General features: G+C 65.6%; 13 protein-coding genes. 7 read left to right on the top strand and 6 right to left on the bottom strand.

From position 1 onward, the window contains the following. The first annotated feature begins 27 nt into the window (after positions 1–27). The 3 genes from K3148_RS06105 to K3148_RS06095 all read left to right on the top strand — a co-directional run bounded on the left by K3148_RS06105 (position 28) and on the right by K3148_RS06095 (position 7,582). On the top strand, positions 28–1,221 hold the full coding sequence (locus K3148_RS06105; RefSeq protein WP_221426413.1) for a hypothetical protein: 1,194 nt from the start codon (positions 28–30) through the stop codon (positions 1,219–1,221). Positions 1,222–1,472: 251 nt separating this feature from the next. Beyond that, positions 1,473–6,146, top strand: coding sequence for a glutamate synthase large subunit (gene gltB / locus K3148_RS06100; protein ID WP_221426412.1), 4,674 nt, complete (start codon positions 1,473–1,475; stop codon positions 6,144–6,146). Further along, entirely contained in the window at positions 6,146–7,582 is a 1,437-nt protein-coding gene (locus tag K3148_RS06095; RefSeq protein WP_221426411.1) for a glutamate synthase subunit beta, read from the top strand. The genes gltB and K3148_RS06095 overlap by 1 nt, the downstream gene beginning before the upstream one ends. 32 nt (positions 7,583–7,614) lie before the next feature. On the opposite strand, the gene K3148_RS06090 is transcribed toward K3148_RS06095, so the two are convergent. Together K3148_RS06090 and K3148_RS06085 are read right to left on the bottom strand one after the other, a co-directional pair. Beyond that, complete coding sequence (locus K3148_RS06090; protein ID WP_247711674.1) at positions 7,615–7,878, bottom strand: barstar family protein; 264 nt, start codon at positions 7,876–7,878, stop codon at positions 7,615–7,617. 251 nt (positions 7,879–8,129) lie between these two features. Then, on the bottom strand, positions 8,130–8,810 hold the full coding sequence (locus K3148_RS06085) for a uracil-DNA glycosylase (RefSeq protein WP_221426409.1): 681 nt from the start codon (positions 8,808–8,810) through the stop codon (positions 8,130–8,132). 81 nt (positions 8,811–8,891) lie between these two features. On the opposite strand from K3148_RS06085, the gene K3148_RS06080 reads away from it, so the two are divergent. From K3148_RS06080 to K3148_RS06065, 4 genes are read left to right on the top strand one after another with little or no spacing between them, the layout of a single operon-like run. Beyond that, the gene (locus K3148_RS06080) at positions 8,892–9,515 is read left to right on the top strand and encodes a ribonuclease D (RefSeq protein ID WP_221426408.1); all 624 of its coding nucleotides are present in this window, start codon (positions 8,892–8,894) and stop codon (positions 9,513–9,515) included. An 18-nt stretch (positions 9,516–9,533) separates the two neighbouring features. Continuing rightward, positions 9,534–10,202: an LPS export ABC transporter periplasmic protein LptC gene (lptC, locus tag K3148_RS06075; RefSeq protein ID WP_221426407.1), complete on the top strand. Its 669-nt coding sequence runs from the start codon at positions 9,534–9,536 to the stop codon at positions 10,200–10,202. Continuing rightward, entirely contained in the window at positions 10,202–10,750 is a 549-nt protein-coding gene (locus tag K3148_RS06070) for an LptA/OstA family protein (RefSeq protein ID WP_221426406.1), read from the top strand. Before lptC ends, K3148_RS06070 begins: the two co-directional genes overlap by 1 nt. Beyond that, entirely contained in the window at positions 10,750–11,916 is a 1,167-nt protein-coding gene (locus K3148_RS06065; protein WP_221426405.1) for a nucleotidyltransferase domain-containing protein, read from the top strand. The genes K3148_RS06070 and K3148_RS06065 overlap by 1 nt, the downstream gene beginning before the upstream one ends. On the opposite strand, the gene holA is transcribed toward K3148_RS06065, so the two are convergent. From holA to K3148_RS06045, 4 genes are all read right to left on the bottom strand, one after another. Further along, positions 11,913–12,956 (bottom strand): DNA polymerase III subunit delta, encoded by a 1,044-nt coding sequence (gene holA / locus K3148_RS06060; protein WP_221426404.1) that lies wholly within the window; start codon positions 12,954–12,956, stop codon positions 11,913–11,915. The genes K3148_RS06065 and holA overlap by 4 nt on opposite strands. Beyond that, on the bottom strand, positions 12,953–13,453 hold the full coding sequence (lptE, locus tag K3148_RS06055; protein WP_221426403.1) for an LPS assembly lipoprotein LptE: 501 nt from the start codon (positions 13,451–13,453) through the stop codon (positions 12,953–12,955). The genes holA and lptE overlap by 4 nt, the downstream gene beginning before the upstream one ends. After that, positions 13,453–15,966: a leucine--tRNA ligase gene (gene leuS / locus K3148_RS06050; RefSeq protein WP_221426402.1), complete on the bottom strand. Its 2,514-nt coding sequence runs from the start codon at positions 15,964–15,966 to the stop codon at positions 13,453–13,455. The genes lptE and leuS overlap by 1 nt, the downstream gene beginning before the upstream one ends. Positions 15,967–16,132: 166 nt before the next feature. After that, on the bottom strand, positions 16,133–16,582 hold the full coding sequence (locus tag K3148_RS06045; RefSeq protein WP_221426401.1) for a DUF3576 domain-containing protein: 450 nt from the start codon (positions 16,580–16,582) through the stop codon (positions 16,133–16,135). Positions 16,583–16,805: the final 223 nt, after the last annotated feature.

Here is a 16,805-nt window from a genome sequence, read left to right as displayed (position 1 = left end):
CACGGCCCAGCGCCAGACAGGAACCGAATGAGCGACAGCTTCGACAACACCGGCCTCATGGGCCGGGCATGGTTCAAACCGGCCATCGGCGCGTGGTTCGCGCTGCTGCTGGGCGGCGGGCTGTGGCTCATGCCGCCCCATGTCCACGCGCTGATCTCCCAGAGCACCGGCCTTGCCCGCCTCGACCCCATGTTCGCGCCTCCGGTCAGCCCGGCTGGTGTCGCCGTGATCTGCGGCGTGGTCGCGCTCTTCGGCCTGTTCCTCGGCATAGCGGTCGCCGCGCGCGTTGCCGCCGCCACCGCCCCGCGCGCCTTTGCGCCCGGCTTCGAAGTGCATGACGAAAGCGCCTGGAGTGACGAGACGGAGGCCGAGGACTTCGAGCAGCCGCGCCGCCGCCGCGTCTTCTCCGCGCGCGAAGATATCGGCGAGGAAGGCATCGCCATCAGCGCACCGCCTCGCGAGGCGCGGGATGGCGAGGAGCGGTACGAGCAGGAATTCACCGTCGACGACGAACCCGTCGCTACGCCCGAACAGGACTTTGACGCGGTCTATGCCGAGATGGATGGCGATTATGCGCCCTCGGAAGACCCGCAGAATGTCGAAGTAGAGGCGACAATCGAGCCTGATGCCGCCGAAGTGACCGACACGCAAACGGAGTATGAGTTCGCCGAATTCGAAGAGGTCCACGAGGAGACCGTCGAATACGCGGCGTTCGAGGAGTTTGCCGAACCCGAGACCGAAGCAGCGCAAGCGCCGGTCGATGAAGAGGCCGATACCGATACCGATACCGATACCGAGGCCGTCACGCCGATGGGCGACATGAGCCTCGAAGCCCTGCTGGACCGCCTCGAAGGCGCGCTTGAAGCGCACAAGTCGATGGTTGCGACAAGCGAAGAAGCAGCGCGCCGCCCTGCGCCCCAGCCGATCCCCATGACTCGCGAAACCGTGCTCGATGACGATCCGGACTTCGATGGCGCGGTCGAAAAAGAGGACGCCAGCCTCCCGGAAGCCTCCGACGACGATCCCGTGATCGCCTTCCTGCGCCGCGAGGCCAGTCGCCGGATGCCGCAGCCGCCCGGTGCCGCTTTTGGCACCGACGACGATGAAGAGGTTTCGGACGAAGAGGCTGAAGACGGTGGCGCCGCGCCCTCCCAGACCGACGCGCAGGCCGCCTTGCGCAGCGCGCTCGACCGCTTGGGTCAGGTCAACCGGCGCGACTAGGCAACAGCCCATCGCAGCGGATACCTATTCGCCATGCTGCCCAATGCTGCAATGCGGCAGGAATCGGCAATTCTTGGCCTGCGTGAAATTTTCCTAAACCTTCCGCCGGTTGCAAAACCGCTTTGTTACCTCCAATAGGAAGCCTCGCGACATTTTGGCGGGCGCCGTCGTGCGGCGCTGCACAATTTCCGCGTTCCCCACAAACCGCTTGGGTTTGCGCAGGAACGCCGGTCAGGAGGACGCTTCGGCGAATGCAGGTTCAGGCTCATCATAACCCCGGCGAAGGCCCCCTTACCCAGGGCCTTTACGATCCGCGCAACGAACACGATGCCTGCGGCGTCGGCATGGTCGCGCATATCAAGGGCAATAAGAGCCACGCGATTATCGAGCAGGCACTCACCATCCTCGCCAATCTCGACCATCGCGGCGCGGTGGGGGCGGACCCGCTGCTGGGCGATGGCGCGGGCATCCTCATCCAGACGCCCGACCCGCTCATCCGCAAATGGGCCGAGGCGCATGAATACGACCTGCCGGCGGAAGGCGATTACGCGCTCGCTATGTGCTTCCTCCCGCAGGAAGAAGAGGCGCGGCAGTTCGTCGAGAGCCAGCTCGAACGTTTCGCCGAAAAGGAAGGCCAACGTGTCGTCGGCTGGCGCGACGTGCCAACCACGCTCGACGGGCTTGGCGATGCGGTCATCGCTTCCATGCCGGTCATCCGCCAATGCGTGATCGCCCGGGGCATGAACTGCGCCAGCCGCGAGGCGTTCGAGCGCAAGCTGGTGGTGATCCGCAAGCAGACGCTGAACCCGCTCGCCGCGCTTGAGGCCAAGCATAATATCCCGGGCCTCAGCCAGGCTTATATCCCGAGCTTCAACAGCCGCACGGTCGTCTACAAGGGGCTGCTGCTGGCGAACCAGGTCGGCAGTTTCTACGACGATTTGCGCAATCCCGATTGCGTTTCCGCGCTCGGCCTCGTCCACCAGCGTTTCAGCACCAACACCTTCCCCAGCTGGCGGCTCGCCCACCCCTATCGCTTCATGGCGCATAATGGGGAGATCAACACGGTTCGCGGCAATGTGAACTGGATGGAAGCGCGCCGCCGCACGATGGAAAGCGACCTTCTGGGCGCCGACCTCGACAAGATGTGGCCGCTGATCCCGCATGGCCAGTCGGACACGGCCTGCCTCGACAATGCGCTCGAACTGCTGCTGACGGGTGGTTACAGCCTCGCGCATGCGATGATGATGCTTATGCCCGAAGCCTGGGCGAAGAACGAGCTGATGGATCCTGCGCGCCGCGCATTCTACGAATATCATGCCGCGCTGATGGAGCCCTGGGATGGCCCGGCCGCCGTATGCTTTACCGACGGCAAGCAGATCGGCGCCTGCCTCGACCGTAACGGCCTTCGCCCTGCGCGCTGGTGCACGACCAAGGACGATCTCGTCGTGCTCGCCTCGGAAAGCGGCGTGCTGCCGTTCGAAGAGGAGGACATCACCCGCAAGTGGCGCCTCCAGCCGGGCAAGATGCTGCTGATCGATTTGGACGAAGGCCGCATCGTCGAGGACGAGGAGCTCAAGGCCGAGCTCGCCGCTGCCGAGCCCTACGAGGCGTGGCTCGAAAAGGCGCAGTACAAGCTCGCCGACCTCGATCATATCGAGCCGGACCTGTCGGAAATCGCCGCGAGCGAAATCCCGCTCCTCAACCGCCAGCAGGCCTTCGGATATACGCAGGAAGACCTGTCGCGCTTCCTCGAGCCGATGGCCGCCAATGGCGAGGACCCGATCGGGTCGATGGGCACCGATACGCCGATCGCGGTCCTGTCGGAGCGCAGCCGCCTGCTCTACGATTATTTCAAGCAGAACTTCGCGCAGGTGACCAACCCGCCGATCGACCCGATCCGCGAGGAGCTGGTGATGAGCCTGCTCTCGATGATCGGCCCGCGCCCGAACCTGCTGGGCCGCGACGGTGGCACGCACAAGCGCCTCGAAGTGTCGCAGCCGATCCTGACCGACGACGACCTGGCCAAGATCCGTTCGGTCGAGGTAGCGCTCGACGGCGCCTTCCGCACTGCGACCATCGACATCACCTGGGATGCCAGCACAGGCGCGGACGGTCTCGCCATGGCGCTGAAGGAAATGTGCTGGGCGGCGACCGAGGCCGTGCTCGGCGATGCGAACATCCTGATCCTGTCGGACCGCGCACAGGGTCCGGAGCGGATTGCCATGCCCGCGCTGCTGGCGACGGCGGCAGTCCACCACCAGCTGGTGCGGCAGGGCCTGCGGATGCAGACCGGCCTCGTCATCGAGACGGGCGAAGCGCGCGAGGTGCACCATTTCTGCGCGCTCGCGGGCTACGGCGCGGAAGGCATCAACCCCTATCTCGCCTTCGAGACGCTGGAAGATTTGCGCGTGCGCAAGCTGCCCGAACTCGATCCGGATGACGTGCAGAAGAACTTCGTCAAGGCGGTCGGCAAGGGCATCCTCAAGGTCATGTCCAAGATGGGCATCTCGACCTACCAGTCTTATTGCGGCGCGCAGATTTTCGACGCGGTCGGCCTGTCGAGCGAGTTCGTCGACGCCTATTTCGCCGGGACCGCGACCACCATCGAAGGCGTGGGCCTGAAGGAAGTGGCCGAGGAAACCGTGCGTCGCCACGCGCAGGCTTTCGGTGACAGTCCCTTGTACAACGGGATGCTCGATGTCGGCGGCATCTACCAGTACCGCATCCGCGGCGAGGACCACGCCTGGACCCCGCAGAACATCGCCAACCTCCAGCACGCGGTGCGCGGGTCGGACCCGAAGAATTACGAGGAATTCGCCAAGAGAGTAAACGAGCAGTCCGAGCGGCTGCTCACCATTCGCGGGCTGATGGAACTGAAAAAGGCCGAGCGCCCGCTCGACCTGGACGAGGTCGAACCGGCTGCCGAGATCGTAAAGCGTTTCAGCACCGGCGCGATGAGCTTCGGCTCGATCAGCCACGAGGCGCATTCGACGCTCGCCATCGCGATGAACCGCATCGGCGGCCGCTCGAACACCGGCGAAGGCGGCGAGGAACCGGAGCGCTTCCAGCCGCTCGACAACGGCGATTCCATGCGCAGCCGGATCAAGCAGGTGGCCTCGGGCCGCTTTGGCGTCACGGCGGAATATCTCGTCAATTCGGACGACATCCAGATCAAGATGGCGCAGGGCGCAAAGCCCGGCGAAGGCGGCCAGCTGCCCGGTCACAAGGTCGACAAGCGCATCGGCAAGGTGCGCCATTCGACCCCGGGCGTCGGCCTGATCTCGCCCCCGCCGCATCACGACATCTATTCGATCGAGGATCTGGCGCAGCTGATCCACGACCTCAAGAACGTCCAGCCCGACAGCCGTATTTCGGTGAAACTTGTGAGCGAGGTTGGTGTGGGCACGGTGGCCGCGGGCGTCTCCAAGTCCAAGGCCGACCACATCACCATCTCGGGCTATGAAGGCGGCACGGGCGCATCGCCGCTGACCAGCCTCACGCACGCGGGTTCACCGTGGGAAATCGGCCTCGCCGAAACACAGCAGACTCTGCTCCTCAACGACCTTCGCAGCCGCATCGCGGTGCAGGTCGACGGCGGGCTGCGCACGGGCCGCGACGTTGCCATCGGCGCGCTTCTGGGTGCGGACGAGTTCGGCTTCGCCACCGCCCCGCTGATCGCAGCGGGCTGCATCATGATGAGGAAGTGCCACCTCAACACCTGCCCCGTCGGCGTTGCCACGCAGGACCCGGTGCTGCGCAAGCGCTTTACCGGCACGCCCGAGCACGTCATCAACTACTTCTTCTTCGTCGCCGAGGAGCTCCGCCAGATCATGGCCGAGATGGGCTTCCGCACAGTCGAGGAAATGGTCGGCCGCGTCGACAAGCTCGATATGCGCCGGGTGCGCCGGCACTGGAAGGCGCATGGCGTCGATCTGGGCCGCATTCTCCACGCCGTCCCGCTCAAGGAAGGCCAGCCGCTCCATCACACCGAAACGCAGGACCACGGCCTTGCCGCGGCGATGGATGTCGAGCTGATCGAGGCCTGCAAGCCGGCCATCGAAAGCGGCCAGGCGGTGCAGCTGACGCGCTCTATACGCAACGTGAACCGCACGGTCGGCACCATGCTTTCGGGCCGGATTGCGGAAGCCTATGGCCATCACGGTTTGCCGCAGGACACCATCCGCATCGACCTGACCGGTGTGGCCGGACAGAGCTTCGGCGCCTGGCTCGCCCTTGGCGTGACCATGAGCCTGACCGGCGATGCGAATGACTATGTCGGCAAGGGCCTTTCGGGCGGGTGCATCGTGGTGAAACCGCCGCAGGGCGTCAGCCGCGAGCCGACCGAGAACATTATCGTCGGCAACACCGTTCTCTATGGCGCGATTGCGGGCGAGGCTTATTTCGCCGGCGTTGCGGGCGAGCGGTTCGCCGTGCGCAATTCGGGCGCGGTCGCCGTCGTCGAGGGCACGGGAGACCACGCTCTGGAATACATGACCGGCGGCGTCGTCTGCGTGCTCGGCAAGACCGGCCGCAACGTGGCGGCCGGCATGAGCGGCGGCATCGCCTATGTCTACGACCCCGACGGCGAGTTCGACCGCCTCGTCAACCACGCGCAGGTCGATATCCTCGACGTGAAGCCGGGCGACGGGGACGGTGCGGAGAAAAGCTGGGGCAAGCCGCAGCAGCGCGCTGTTTCGGTAGAGAACCCCGGCATGGGCGATCCGCTTTACCACGATGCCGAACGCCTCAAGGTGCTGGTCGAACGCCACCACCTCCACACCGGCTCGGCCCGCGCCAAGGCACTGCTCGACGACTGGGCCAACGAACTGAAGAACTTCCGCAAGGTGATGCCGCGCGACTATGCGCGCGCACTCAAGACGCTCGAGGACGAGCGCGAGGACGCAGCAATGGAGGCCGCAGAGTAATGGGCAAGGAAACCGGCTTTCTCGAATACGAGCGCGAGGATCGCACCTATCTCGATCCCGCGGAGCGCCTGAAGAACTACAAGGAGTTCACCGTCCCGCACGACAAGGGCGCGCTGCAACGCCAAGCCGCGCGCTGCATGAATTGCGGCATTCCTTATTGTCACAACGGCTGTCCGGTGAACAACATCATCCCGGACTGGAACCACCTCGTCTACGAGGACGACTGGAAGAACGCGCTCGAAGTCCTGCACTCGACCAACAATTTCCCCGAGTTCACCGGCCGCGTCTGCCCCGCCCCCTGCGAGGCGGCCTGCACGCTCAACATCGTCGACGCACCGGTGACGATCAAGTCGATCGAATGCGCCATCATCGACCGCGGCTTCAAGGAAGGCTGGGTCAAGCCGCAGGTCCCCGAAAAGCAAACCGGCAAGTCTGTCGCGGTGATCGGTTCGGGGCCCGCAGGCCTCGCCGCCGCACAGCAGCTGGCGCGCGCGGGCCACGCCGTCACCGTATTCGAGAAAAGCGACCGCATCGGCGGCCTGCTTCGCTACGGCATTCCCGACTTCAAGATGGAAAAGCACCTCATCAATCGCCGCGCGGTGCAGATGGAGGCCGAGGGCGTGCAGTTCCGCACCTCTTCCGAAGTGGGCGTGGAAGTCAGCTTCGAGGCGCTGAAAGAGAATTTCGACGCGGTCGTGCTGGCAGGCGGCGCGGAAGAAGCGCGCAAGCTCGACATCCCCGGCGCGGAGCTGCCCGGCGTGCGGCTGGCGATGGAATTCCTCACCCAGCAGAACAAGCGCAACGCGGGCGACGACGAAGTGCGCGCCGCTCCGCGTGGCTCGCTCACCGCGACCGACAAGCACGTGATCGTGATCGGCGGCGGCGACACCGGCAGCGATTGCGTGGGCACCAGCAACCGCCAGGGCGCGGCCAGTGTGACCCAGCTCGAAATCATGCCCAAGCCGCCGGAAAAAGAGGACAAGGCGCTGACCTGGCCCGATTGGCCGGTCAAGCTGCGCACTTCCTCCAGCCACGAGGAAGGCGTGGACCGCGACTGGGCCGTGCTGACCAAGCGCGTGGTCGAGGAAGGCGGCCAGGTCGCCGGGCTCGAATGCGTGCGCGTCGAATGGAAGGACGGCAAGATGGTCGAAGTGGAAGGCAGCGAGTTCACGCTGAAAGCCGACCTCATCCTCCTCGCCATGGGCTTTACCGGCCCCAAGCGGCGCGGGTTGCTCGACCGGGCAGGCGTGGAGCTGGACGGGCGCGGCAACGTCAAAGCCGACACCAACCGCTACGCCACCAGCGAACCCCACGTCTTCGCCTGCGGCGACATGCGGCGCGGCCAAAGCCTCGTCGTCTGGGCCATTCGCGAGGGTCGCCAGTGCGCGCGCGCCGTGGACGAGGCGCTGATGGGGGTTAGCGAGCTGCCGAGGTAGTCGGGACGTCCGCTATTGGGTGGATAGCGGACCTAAGGAAGTTCGATCTCAGTCTGGGTTGCGTCGATTGCGATGCGACGCAGCGCTTGCAAAAAATTAGCCTCTAGGCCCGACGTGTTCTTAAAGACCAGCTTGGCGTTGGGCTGACCGGGACCTCCTACTTCCACCGCGTCCCAGAAGGCGTCTAGGTTCCGACCAAAGATCGCAGCCCCCTCTGGCTGCACCGCAGTCAAATAGCGCTGCCAGAACTCATCTGCGCTTTGCACTCCGGCGCAATCGATCACCACAGTCTGCATCACTGGCTTATCTCACATTCAGGCAAATGGCCGCAACCGGGTCGTTAGCGGACATTCGACCTGGATCGGGATCATGAAACCGTTTTCCTACAGCGCGACGTCGATGGCAAGTTTGCCCCATGCGAGCACCAGCCAATCCTTCAAAACGCGCCGTCGCGAAGGCTTTCCACGCGTCAGATGGATTTTGCGCCAGGACCGTGCTCCATGCGCTCCATCCTGTAGCGCTCGGCCCGGATAGTCCAACACGCGTCCTAAACGCGCCAGTTGATCGGTTCACGTCCGTGCTCGGCAAGGAAGCTGTTGGATCGGCTGAAGGGCCGGGAGCCGAAGAAACCCCGATGCGCCGAGAGTGGGCTGGGATGCGGGCTCTCGATCACGAGGTGCCGGCCATCGCGCAATCCGTCGATCCGCTTGGCCTTCGCCTGCGCGTGGCTGCCCCAGAGGATGAACGCGCTTGGCTCCTCGCGCGCCGCCACCGCCGCCACACAGGCATCGGTCACCGCATCCCAGCCGCGTCCCGCATGGCTGCCCGCCTTGCCATCTTCCACCGTCAGCGTGTTGTTGAGCAGCAGCACGCCCTGCCGCGCCCAGTGCGACAGGTCGCCGCTGGTCGGAGTCTCCCCGCCCAGATCGCTCGCCAGCTCCCTGTAGATGTTGCGCAAGGACGGCGGCAGCTTCACGCCCTCCGGCACGGAGAACGCAAGGCCCATCGCCTGCCCCGGCCCGTGGTAAGGGTCCTGCCCGAGGATCACGACCTTCACCGTGTCGAGCGGGGTGAGTTCGAGCGCCTTCAGCCGCTGCCCGCGCGGCGGATAGACGGTCTTGCCCGCCCCCTCCTCCGCGCGCAGCCAGCCGCCCAGCGCGCGCGCCTCTTCGCCGGCGAGGACCGGCTCCAGCACGGGTCGCCAGCTTTCGGGAATGCTCTCGTTCATGGCCGCCTTTCTGGACCGGTGACGCGCGCGGGGCCAGTGGCCCCTTTCCTCCTATCCCCGATGCGCCTAAGGCCCTTGGCCATGGCAGTGCATTTCCACGAAGAAGACCTTCCCGAAGGCGTCCTCGCCGATGGCCCGGTGGCCGTCGATACCGAAACCATGGGCCTCGTCACGATCCGCGACCGGCTTTGCGTCGTGCAGATCAGCGACGGGAATGGCGACGAGCACCTCGTGCGCTTCGGCCCCGACAGCGATTACGATGCGCCGAACCTGAAGGCCGTGCTGGGCGATCCGGAGCGGCTGAAGCTTTTCCACTTCGCGCGCTTCGACCTGGCCGCCATCGAATACTATCTCGGTGTCACGGCTGCGCCCTGCTACTGCACCAAGATCGCCAGCAAGCTGGTGCGCACCTTCACCGACCGCCACGGCCTCAAGAACCTCGTCGAGGAACTGCTCGGCGAAAGCATGAGCAAGGCGCAGCAGAGCAGCGACTGGGGCGGCCCGGTCCTGAACGACGCCCAGCGCGACTACGCGGCCAGCGATGTGCGCTTCCTCCACCGCATGAAGGAAGAGCTCGACCGCCGGCTCGCCCGCGAGGGCCGCACGGAACTTGCGCAGGCCTGTTTCGATTTCCTTCCTGCACGCGCGCATCTCGACATTCTCGGCTGGGACGACCACGACATCTTCAGCCACGCGTCAGCCTAGGAAGGACAAGGCAGCCACATGGTGTTCCGCAAGCGCAGGATCGAAACGCAGGAGGCGAAGCAATTGCGCTCGCGCCGCCAGCATTTCGCTGCGCCCGGCGGCAGCCATGACAAGCTCGTCCGCTTCCTCGCCCGCGCGCTGCCGATGGCCGTCGGCGTCATTGCCGCGCTGATGATCATCACCCCGCTCTCGCCGCGCGGCGAAATCAGCTTCCTGCTCGATCGCAACGAGGTCGCGGTGATCACCGAACGCCTGCGCGTCGACAACGCGCTCTACCGCGGACAGGACGAGCAGGGACGCCCCTTCTCGCTCACGGCTGGCGAGGCGGTCCAGAAATCGAGCGCGGAAGGCATCGTGCGGATGGACGATCTCGTCGCCCGCATGCTGATGGATGACGGCCCGGCCCGCGTCGAAGCGCCGGGCGGGCAATACGATATCGATGAAGAGGTCGTCGCGGTAAACGGCACCATGCGCATGGAAGCGGCCGACGGCTATTCGATGCGCGCCAGCGGCGTGGCTCTAGACCTGCAAGACAAGACGCTGGTCGGCGCCGGAGGCGTGGAAGGCGCGATCCCGGCGGGGACCTTCAGGGCCAATCGGCTCGAGGCCGATCTCAACCAACGCACTATCACCCTGTCGGGCGCGGCGCGCCTGCGCATGGAACCCGGAAAGCTGAGGATGCCGTGATGAAAAAGCACCTGCCCACCATGGCGAAAAGCGCGCTTGGCGGCTTTGCCCTGACCGCTGCTGCACTGGGCGGCATCCAGCTCAGCGCGCAGTCCATCGCTTCGCACAATTCCAACGCGCCCGTTTCCTACGCGGCCGACCGGATCGAGCTGCAGGACCGGCAGAACCGCGTCGTCCTCTCGGGCAATGTGAAGATCACGCAGGCCGGGCTCAATCTCAACGCGGCGCGCACCATCGTGAACTACACCGACGCCGGGTCGCTGAAGATCCAGCGCATCATGGCCACCGGCGGCGTCGATGTGTCGCGCGGCAACGAGCGCGCGCGGGGCGACACGGCGGTCTACGATTTCAACCGCCGCGTCATCACCATGGCCGGCAATGTCCGCCTCAACCGCGGCGGCGACACTCTCAACGGCGGACGGCTGGTGATCGACCTGGCCAGCGGCGTGTCGAGCATCGACGGGCAGGCGAGCGGGTCCTCGGGTGTGACCGGCAACAGCACCAATTCGGGCGGCCGCGTCACCGGCACCTTCTCCGTTCCCGATTGATGACCAGCGTGCCGGAGCGCGCCCGGATCGGGCGGGCGCTGCTGGCGCTGTGCGGGCATCGCGCGGAAAATGCGCTAGGACTTTCCGACGCCGATTGGCGGGTCCTCGACGGGCTCGCTGAAGACCATCGGTTGCAGCCGTTCCTCCACGGTCGGCATGAGCGCGGCGAGATCGCCGGCATACCGGACTCGATCGCGCATCGCTGGCGGGAGGCCACCCGCGCAAACGCCGTGACCATGCTCTCCCAGCGCCGCGCCCTGCTGCAAGCCGTCGATACGCTTGCGGCGGAGGGCATCGGCTGCGTCGCGCTCAAAGGAGCGGCGCTCGCCTGGACCGTGTGGCCCAGTCCGGTCGAGCGCGAGATGCGCGATATCGATTTGCTGGTCGCGGAAGACAGGGCGGCCGAAGCTTACACCGCCCTTCGCGCCGCCGGGTGGCAGGCGCCCGACCTGGACGCCGCTGAACTTTCCCAATTCGCCGAATCCGAGACGCACCTGCCGCCTCTGTATTCGCCCGAAGGTGTGATGTGCGAACTCCATGCCCATGCCTGGAGCAGGCCACCCCTGCCCGGCTCACCCATGCCGGTGAGCGACGATGCGCATTTCCTCGGCCATGCGCGACATAGCGAGCGACTGGACGCCGCCATTCCCTGCGCCGAAGACATGCTTGCGCATTTGGTCGTCCACGCTGCCTGCTCCCACCTGCTCAACGTCGGGCCGATGGCGCTGGTGGATGTCGATCTCTGGTGCGCACGCAAGGCAATCGACTGGCCGGCCTTTTGGGAGCGGGCGCGGCACGAAGGCTTCGACCGCCCTGCCGGGCTGGTCTTCGCGCTTGTGGATCGTTGGCGGCGCCCCGGTTTCCTGACCGAAAGTCAGTCGCCCCACTCTATCCCGCCGGAGCTTCTCGACGAGGCGGAATTGCTGCTCGTGCAGGATCTCGACCTCCGCAAGGATGTCAGCGTGATCGCCTCGCTGGCCGCAGGCCGGATCGGGGGCCGGTTCGACCAGCATCCGCTCGATCGGGCCGAAGGGGCGGCGAGGCTGGGAGCGCGGATCGGGCAGGTTGCGACCCGCTTCGTCAGCCTTGCCAAGGGTTTTGGCAGCGCCCAGACGCGGCGCGATGGCCTCGCCACCGCACGACTGCAGAAATGGATGGAAGGCTAGCGGCGACCCGCGCCAGCCACCCTCGCAATCCCGGTCAGGCCTTGGGCCAGCAGCAGTTCCGAGGACTGGCTGTTAGTCAGCAATTCGCGGTGCAGTTCGGTCAGGCGCAGTGTGAGGCGATCAAGCTTGGGGCCACGCCACCGCTGCACCTGTTCGGCGATATCGCGCTCTTCCTTCCAGAAGATACCGAGCCGCGCCTTCTCGCCCTTGTCGAGATCCTGGTAGCGGCGATTGCCCAGCGCCGCAGAAATCCGCGCCAGCTGTGCCGCACGTCGTTCGATAGCGAGCAACGTGCCGACAGGATTGAGCCCGATCTGCTTCATCCGCGCGATCTCGGTGGCGACCTTAGGCCCCTGCCCCGCCAGCACCGCGTTGACGAGGCTGGCAAAGCCGTCCTCCTCGCTCGCGGCACCAATCGCGTCGAGGTGCTCCATCGTCGCCGGACGCGGCGACTGGGGAGTTGCGTCAAGATAGGTGGCGAGCTTGGTCACCTCGCTTTGCGCCAGCCGCACGTCGAGATTGGCCGCGCGCGCGATCCGTTCGGCCACCGCTCCGTCCAGCTTCAGCCCCGCCGCATCGCCCATGCCGCGCACGCTTTGCGTCACCGAACGCAAATCGGGCGGATAGAACATCGCAACCACCGCATCCTTGCGCTTTTCAAGCAGCTTGGCGGTGCGCGACTTGTCGGTGGCCGAGCTGGCGACGACGATGACGGGGCAGGCCTCGCCCGCGCCCATGTCGCCCGTTTCCAGCAGCGTCTTGAGCGCTTCGTGCGCCTCGTCCCCGGCCACGCGCGACCAGATGTGGCGCTTGTCGCCGAAGAGCGAGGTGGAACGCGCCTCGTCGCCCAGTTTGGCGGGATCGGTGCGCAGTTCGGCGCCCGGTATCTCGACCCGTTCGCCGGGTTCGGGTAGCATGGCGGCGATGTCGTTGGCCGCCGCGCTCGCGCCCGCTTCGTCCTGGCCGCAAAAGAAGAAAACCGAGCAGTTCGCCGCGACGTCGCGCGACTTGGCGGCAAAATCGCGGCTGGTGAGCTTCACTGGTCGCCCGAATTGCGGTCGCGCAGCGTCAGGGCGACGCGCGTCACGATCCGGTCCGCGATCTCGCGGCTGAGGTTTTCGAGCGCGGTGTTTTCGGCCGCGATGGTGGCGTATTCGCTCGACACCACGTCGATCCCGGCGTCAGTCCCTTCGGTCGCGTCGAGCAGGATTTCGCCTGTGCCCGCATCGACCAGCTGGTAGCGCGCGCGCAGTGTGCGGCGCTCGCGGCTCACCGTGTCGTCGGCCAGCACGGCGAGGCCTTCGAGGCTGTCGTCGAGGCGCACGTCGAGCCGGTAGCGAAAGCTGGTGACGCCGGCCGCGCCCAGCTTGTCGTTGAGCGCGTTGCGAACCAGCCATCCGGCCTTGCCCGGAATCGGCGGCACGTCGACCGCCGCCAGCCCCTGCGCCACCGCCCCGCTGCCGCCGCCCGCATACATGGGACGGAGCGAACAGCTGGTCAGCGCCAGCGCGGCAAGCATGAGGACGAGAATGCGCATCAGGTAACGATATTCACCAATCTGTCGGGCACGACAATGACCTTGCGCACTTCTGCACCGTCGAGTGACCGCTGGACCTTCTCCGATGCCAGCGCCATCGCCTCAAGATCTTCCTTCGAAGCACCCTTGGGTGCGGTCAGCGTGTCGCGCAGCTTGCCCTTGTGCTGGACGGCGATGGTCACCTCGTCCTCGACCAGCAGGGCCGGATCAACTTCGGGCCAAGCCGCGTCGGCGACCATGCCGGTTTCGCCAAGGCCGGCCCATGCCTCTTCGGCAAGGTGCGGCATCATCGGGGCGACGAGCTGGACCAGCGTGCGGATCGCCTGGCTACGGCTTGCCGACGGTACAGCCTTCTCGACCGCGCCGGTGAGTTCATAAATGCGCGCGACGGCCTTGTTGAAGCCCAGCGCCTCGATATCCTCGGCCACCGCGGCGACGGTCTGGTGGGTCTTGCGCAGCAGGGCCTTGTCCTCGCCCGACGCGCCCGCGTCATAGGCCGCGAACAGGCGCCACAAGCGGTGGACGAAGCGCGAGCAACCCTCGATGCCCGCTTCCGACCAGGGAAGATCGCGCTCGGGCGGGCTGTCGGAGAGCATGAACCAGCGCACCGCGTCGGCGCCGTAGGTGTCGATGATCGTGTCGGGGTCGACGACGTTCTTTTTCGACTTCGACATCTTGATGACGCGGCCGATTTCGACCTCGCCGCCATCGTCTTTCAGGAGCGCGCGCTCCGCCTCGCGACTGATCTCGTCGGGCGCGTAATAGACGGTCTTGCCACCGTCCTTGCGGCTGTAGGTCTCATGCGTGACCATGCCTTGCGTGAACAGCGAAGCGAAGGGTTCCTTCACCTCGATCTGGCCCATGTGGGCGAGCGCGCGAGTCCAGAAGCGCGCATAGAGCAGGTGCAGGATCGCGTGCTCGATACCGCCGATATACTGTTCGACCGGGAGCCACTTGGCGACTTCTTCCGCATCGAACGGCTTGTCGGCAGGCTGACTCGCAAAGCGCAGGAAATACCAGCTTGAGTCTACGAAAGTGTCGAGCGTGTCGGTTTCACGCTCGGCCTTGCCGCCGCATTTGGGGCAATCGACATGCTTCCACGTTTCGTGGCGCAGAAGCGGGTTGCCCGGGGTCTGGAAGTCGACATCCTCGGGCAGCGTAATCGGCAGGCTGTCCTTGGGTGCGGGCACCACGCCGCAGCTATCGCAATGGATGAAGGGGATGGGCGTCCCCCAGTAACGCTGGCGCGAAACGCCCCAGTCGCGCAGGCGCCAGACGGTCTTGCCCGTCCCGCGGCCCTGTTCCTCGATGCGGCGTATGATTTCGCGCTTGGCGTCTTCCACTTCCATCCCGTCGAGGAAGTCGGAGTTGACGATCACGCCGTCGCCCGCTTCGGCTTCGCCCTCGAAACCCTTGCCCGCATCCTCGACGCTCGGGGCGACGACGCGCGGGATCGGAAGGCCGTATTTGGTTGCGAATTCGAAGTCGCGGCTGTCATGCCCCGGGACCGCCATGATGGCGCCGGTGCCGTAATTTATCAGCACGAAGTTCGCGATGTAGACCGGCAGGTCCGCGCCGGTGAAGGGGTGCTTCGCTGTGATGCCGGTGTCGAAGCCGAGTTTTTCCGCGGTTTCGAGTTCGGCAGCGGTGGTGCCGCCCTTCTTGCACTCGGCAATGAAAGCGCGTGCCTCGTCGCTGTCGATTCCCTGCGCGACCGGGTGATCGGCGGCGACCGCAACAAAACTCGCCCCGAAGATCGTGTCGGGACGCGTCGTGTAGACCGGCAGCTTCTCGCCGTTCGAAAGGTCGAAGCTGAATTCGAGACCCTTGGACTTGCCGATCCAGTTTTCCTGCATCAGCCGGACCTTGTCGGGCCAGTTCTCGAGGCTGCCCAACCCTTCGAGCAGTTCCTCGGCAAAGTCGGTGATCTTGAGGAACCACTGGTTCAGCTTGCGCTTCTCGACTTCCGCGCCCGAGCGCCAGCCCTTGCCGTCGATCACCTGCTCGTTGGCGAGCACGGTCATGTCGACCGGATCCCAGTTGACCTCGCTTTCCTTGCGATAAACGAGGCCTGCCTCGTACAGATCGATGAAGAGCGCCTGCTCGTGGCCGTAATAGTCGGGCTCGCAGGTCGCCAGCTCGCGTGACCAGTCGAGCGCGAAGCCGAGGCGCTTCAATTGCGCCTTCATGTGTTCGATATTGTCACGGGTCCAGCCGCCCGGGTGCACGCCCTTTTCCATCGCGGCGTTTTCCGCCGGCATGCCGAAAGCGTCCCAGCCCATAGGGTGCAGCACCTCGTGACCGGTCGCCTTCTTGTAGCGCGCCAGCACGTCGCCCATCGTGTAGTTGCGCACATGGCCGATGTGGATGCGCCCCGAAGGATAGGGGAACATCTCGAGCACGTAGCTCTTGGGCTTGTCGGAATTGCTGTCGGCGCGGAAGGTCTGCGCCTGGTCCCAGGCGGCTTGCCAGCGCGAGTCGGCCTCGGCCGGATTGAAACGGGTGTCACTCATGCGCCTGCCTGTAAGGATTTCAGGCGCGAATGGAACCCGCTCTGAGCGTATCCGGCCTAGAACGGAGCGAAAAGCGGTAGGCGCGAGAACCGGCGCGCAGCGACCTCTCAGGTCGTGAGCACCGGAAGCGCAGCGAATGCCGGTTTGGAGCCCGTTATCGGCCGGATTAGTCGGCGATGGCCTGGCGGCGCAGTTCGCGCGCCTTGGTCAGGATGATGTCTTCCAGCTTCTGGACCGTCGCGGCCTGGACCGGGGCATCAACCCAGGTGCCGGCCTGGTTGAGCTGGCGGCTGGCGGCCACGCGCAGCGCGTCGGCGCGAAGATCGGTGTCGAGGATCGAAATGGTCATCTTCACACGCTCGCCCGGATTGCTCGGATTGGCGTACCAGTCGGTCACGATCACGCCGCCATTGCTGTCGGCCTGGAGGAGCGGTGCAAAGCTGACCGCTTCAAGGCTGGCGCGCCAGAGGTAGGAGTTCACGCCGATGGTGGACACCTGCGCCGCCGCAAGATCAGCGCGCGGACGATCGGGGCTGCCGCAGGACGCAAGGCCGAGGCTGGCCACGCCGAGCAGGGCGATGGCGGCGGGACGGCGGAAGGTGCGGAATGCGGTCATGAACGGTCCTTGGCAAACTTGTGCGACGAAATCGTGTCTTGCGGCTCTATAAAGCCTGCGCGGACAGGGGCAAGCGCTGCCTTCCCGCCGTCACCGGCCATCCCCATAGGCACTGTGGGCGCGTGAATGCGCGCTTAATCGCAAGGGTACCTGTGTGCGTGAGGCAACAGTCTGTACGAGGATGGGCCAGTCCCTGTGGAAAAGCTGGCCAAGCCCCGACGAA

Origin of the sequence: Qipengyuania aurantiaca, from assembly GCF_019711375.1 — a bacterium.
Classification (GTDB): Bacteria; Pseudomonadota; Alphaproteobacteria; order Sphingomonadales; family Sphingomonadaceae; genus Qipengyuania; species Qipengyuania aurantiaca.
Note: the sequence above shows the minus strand (reverse complement) of the source record. Positions and strands in the feature narration are given on the sequence as shown.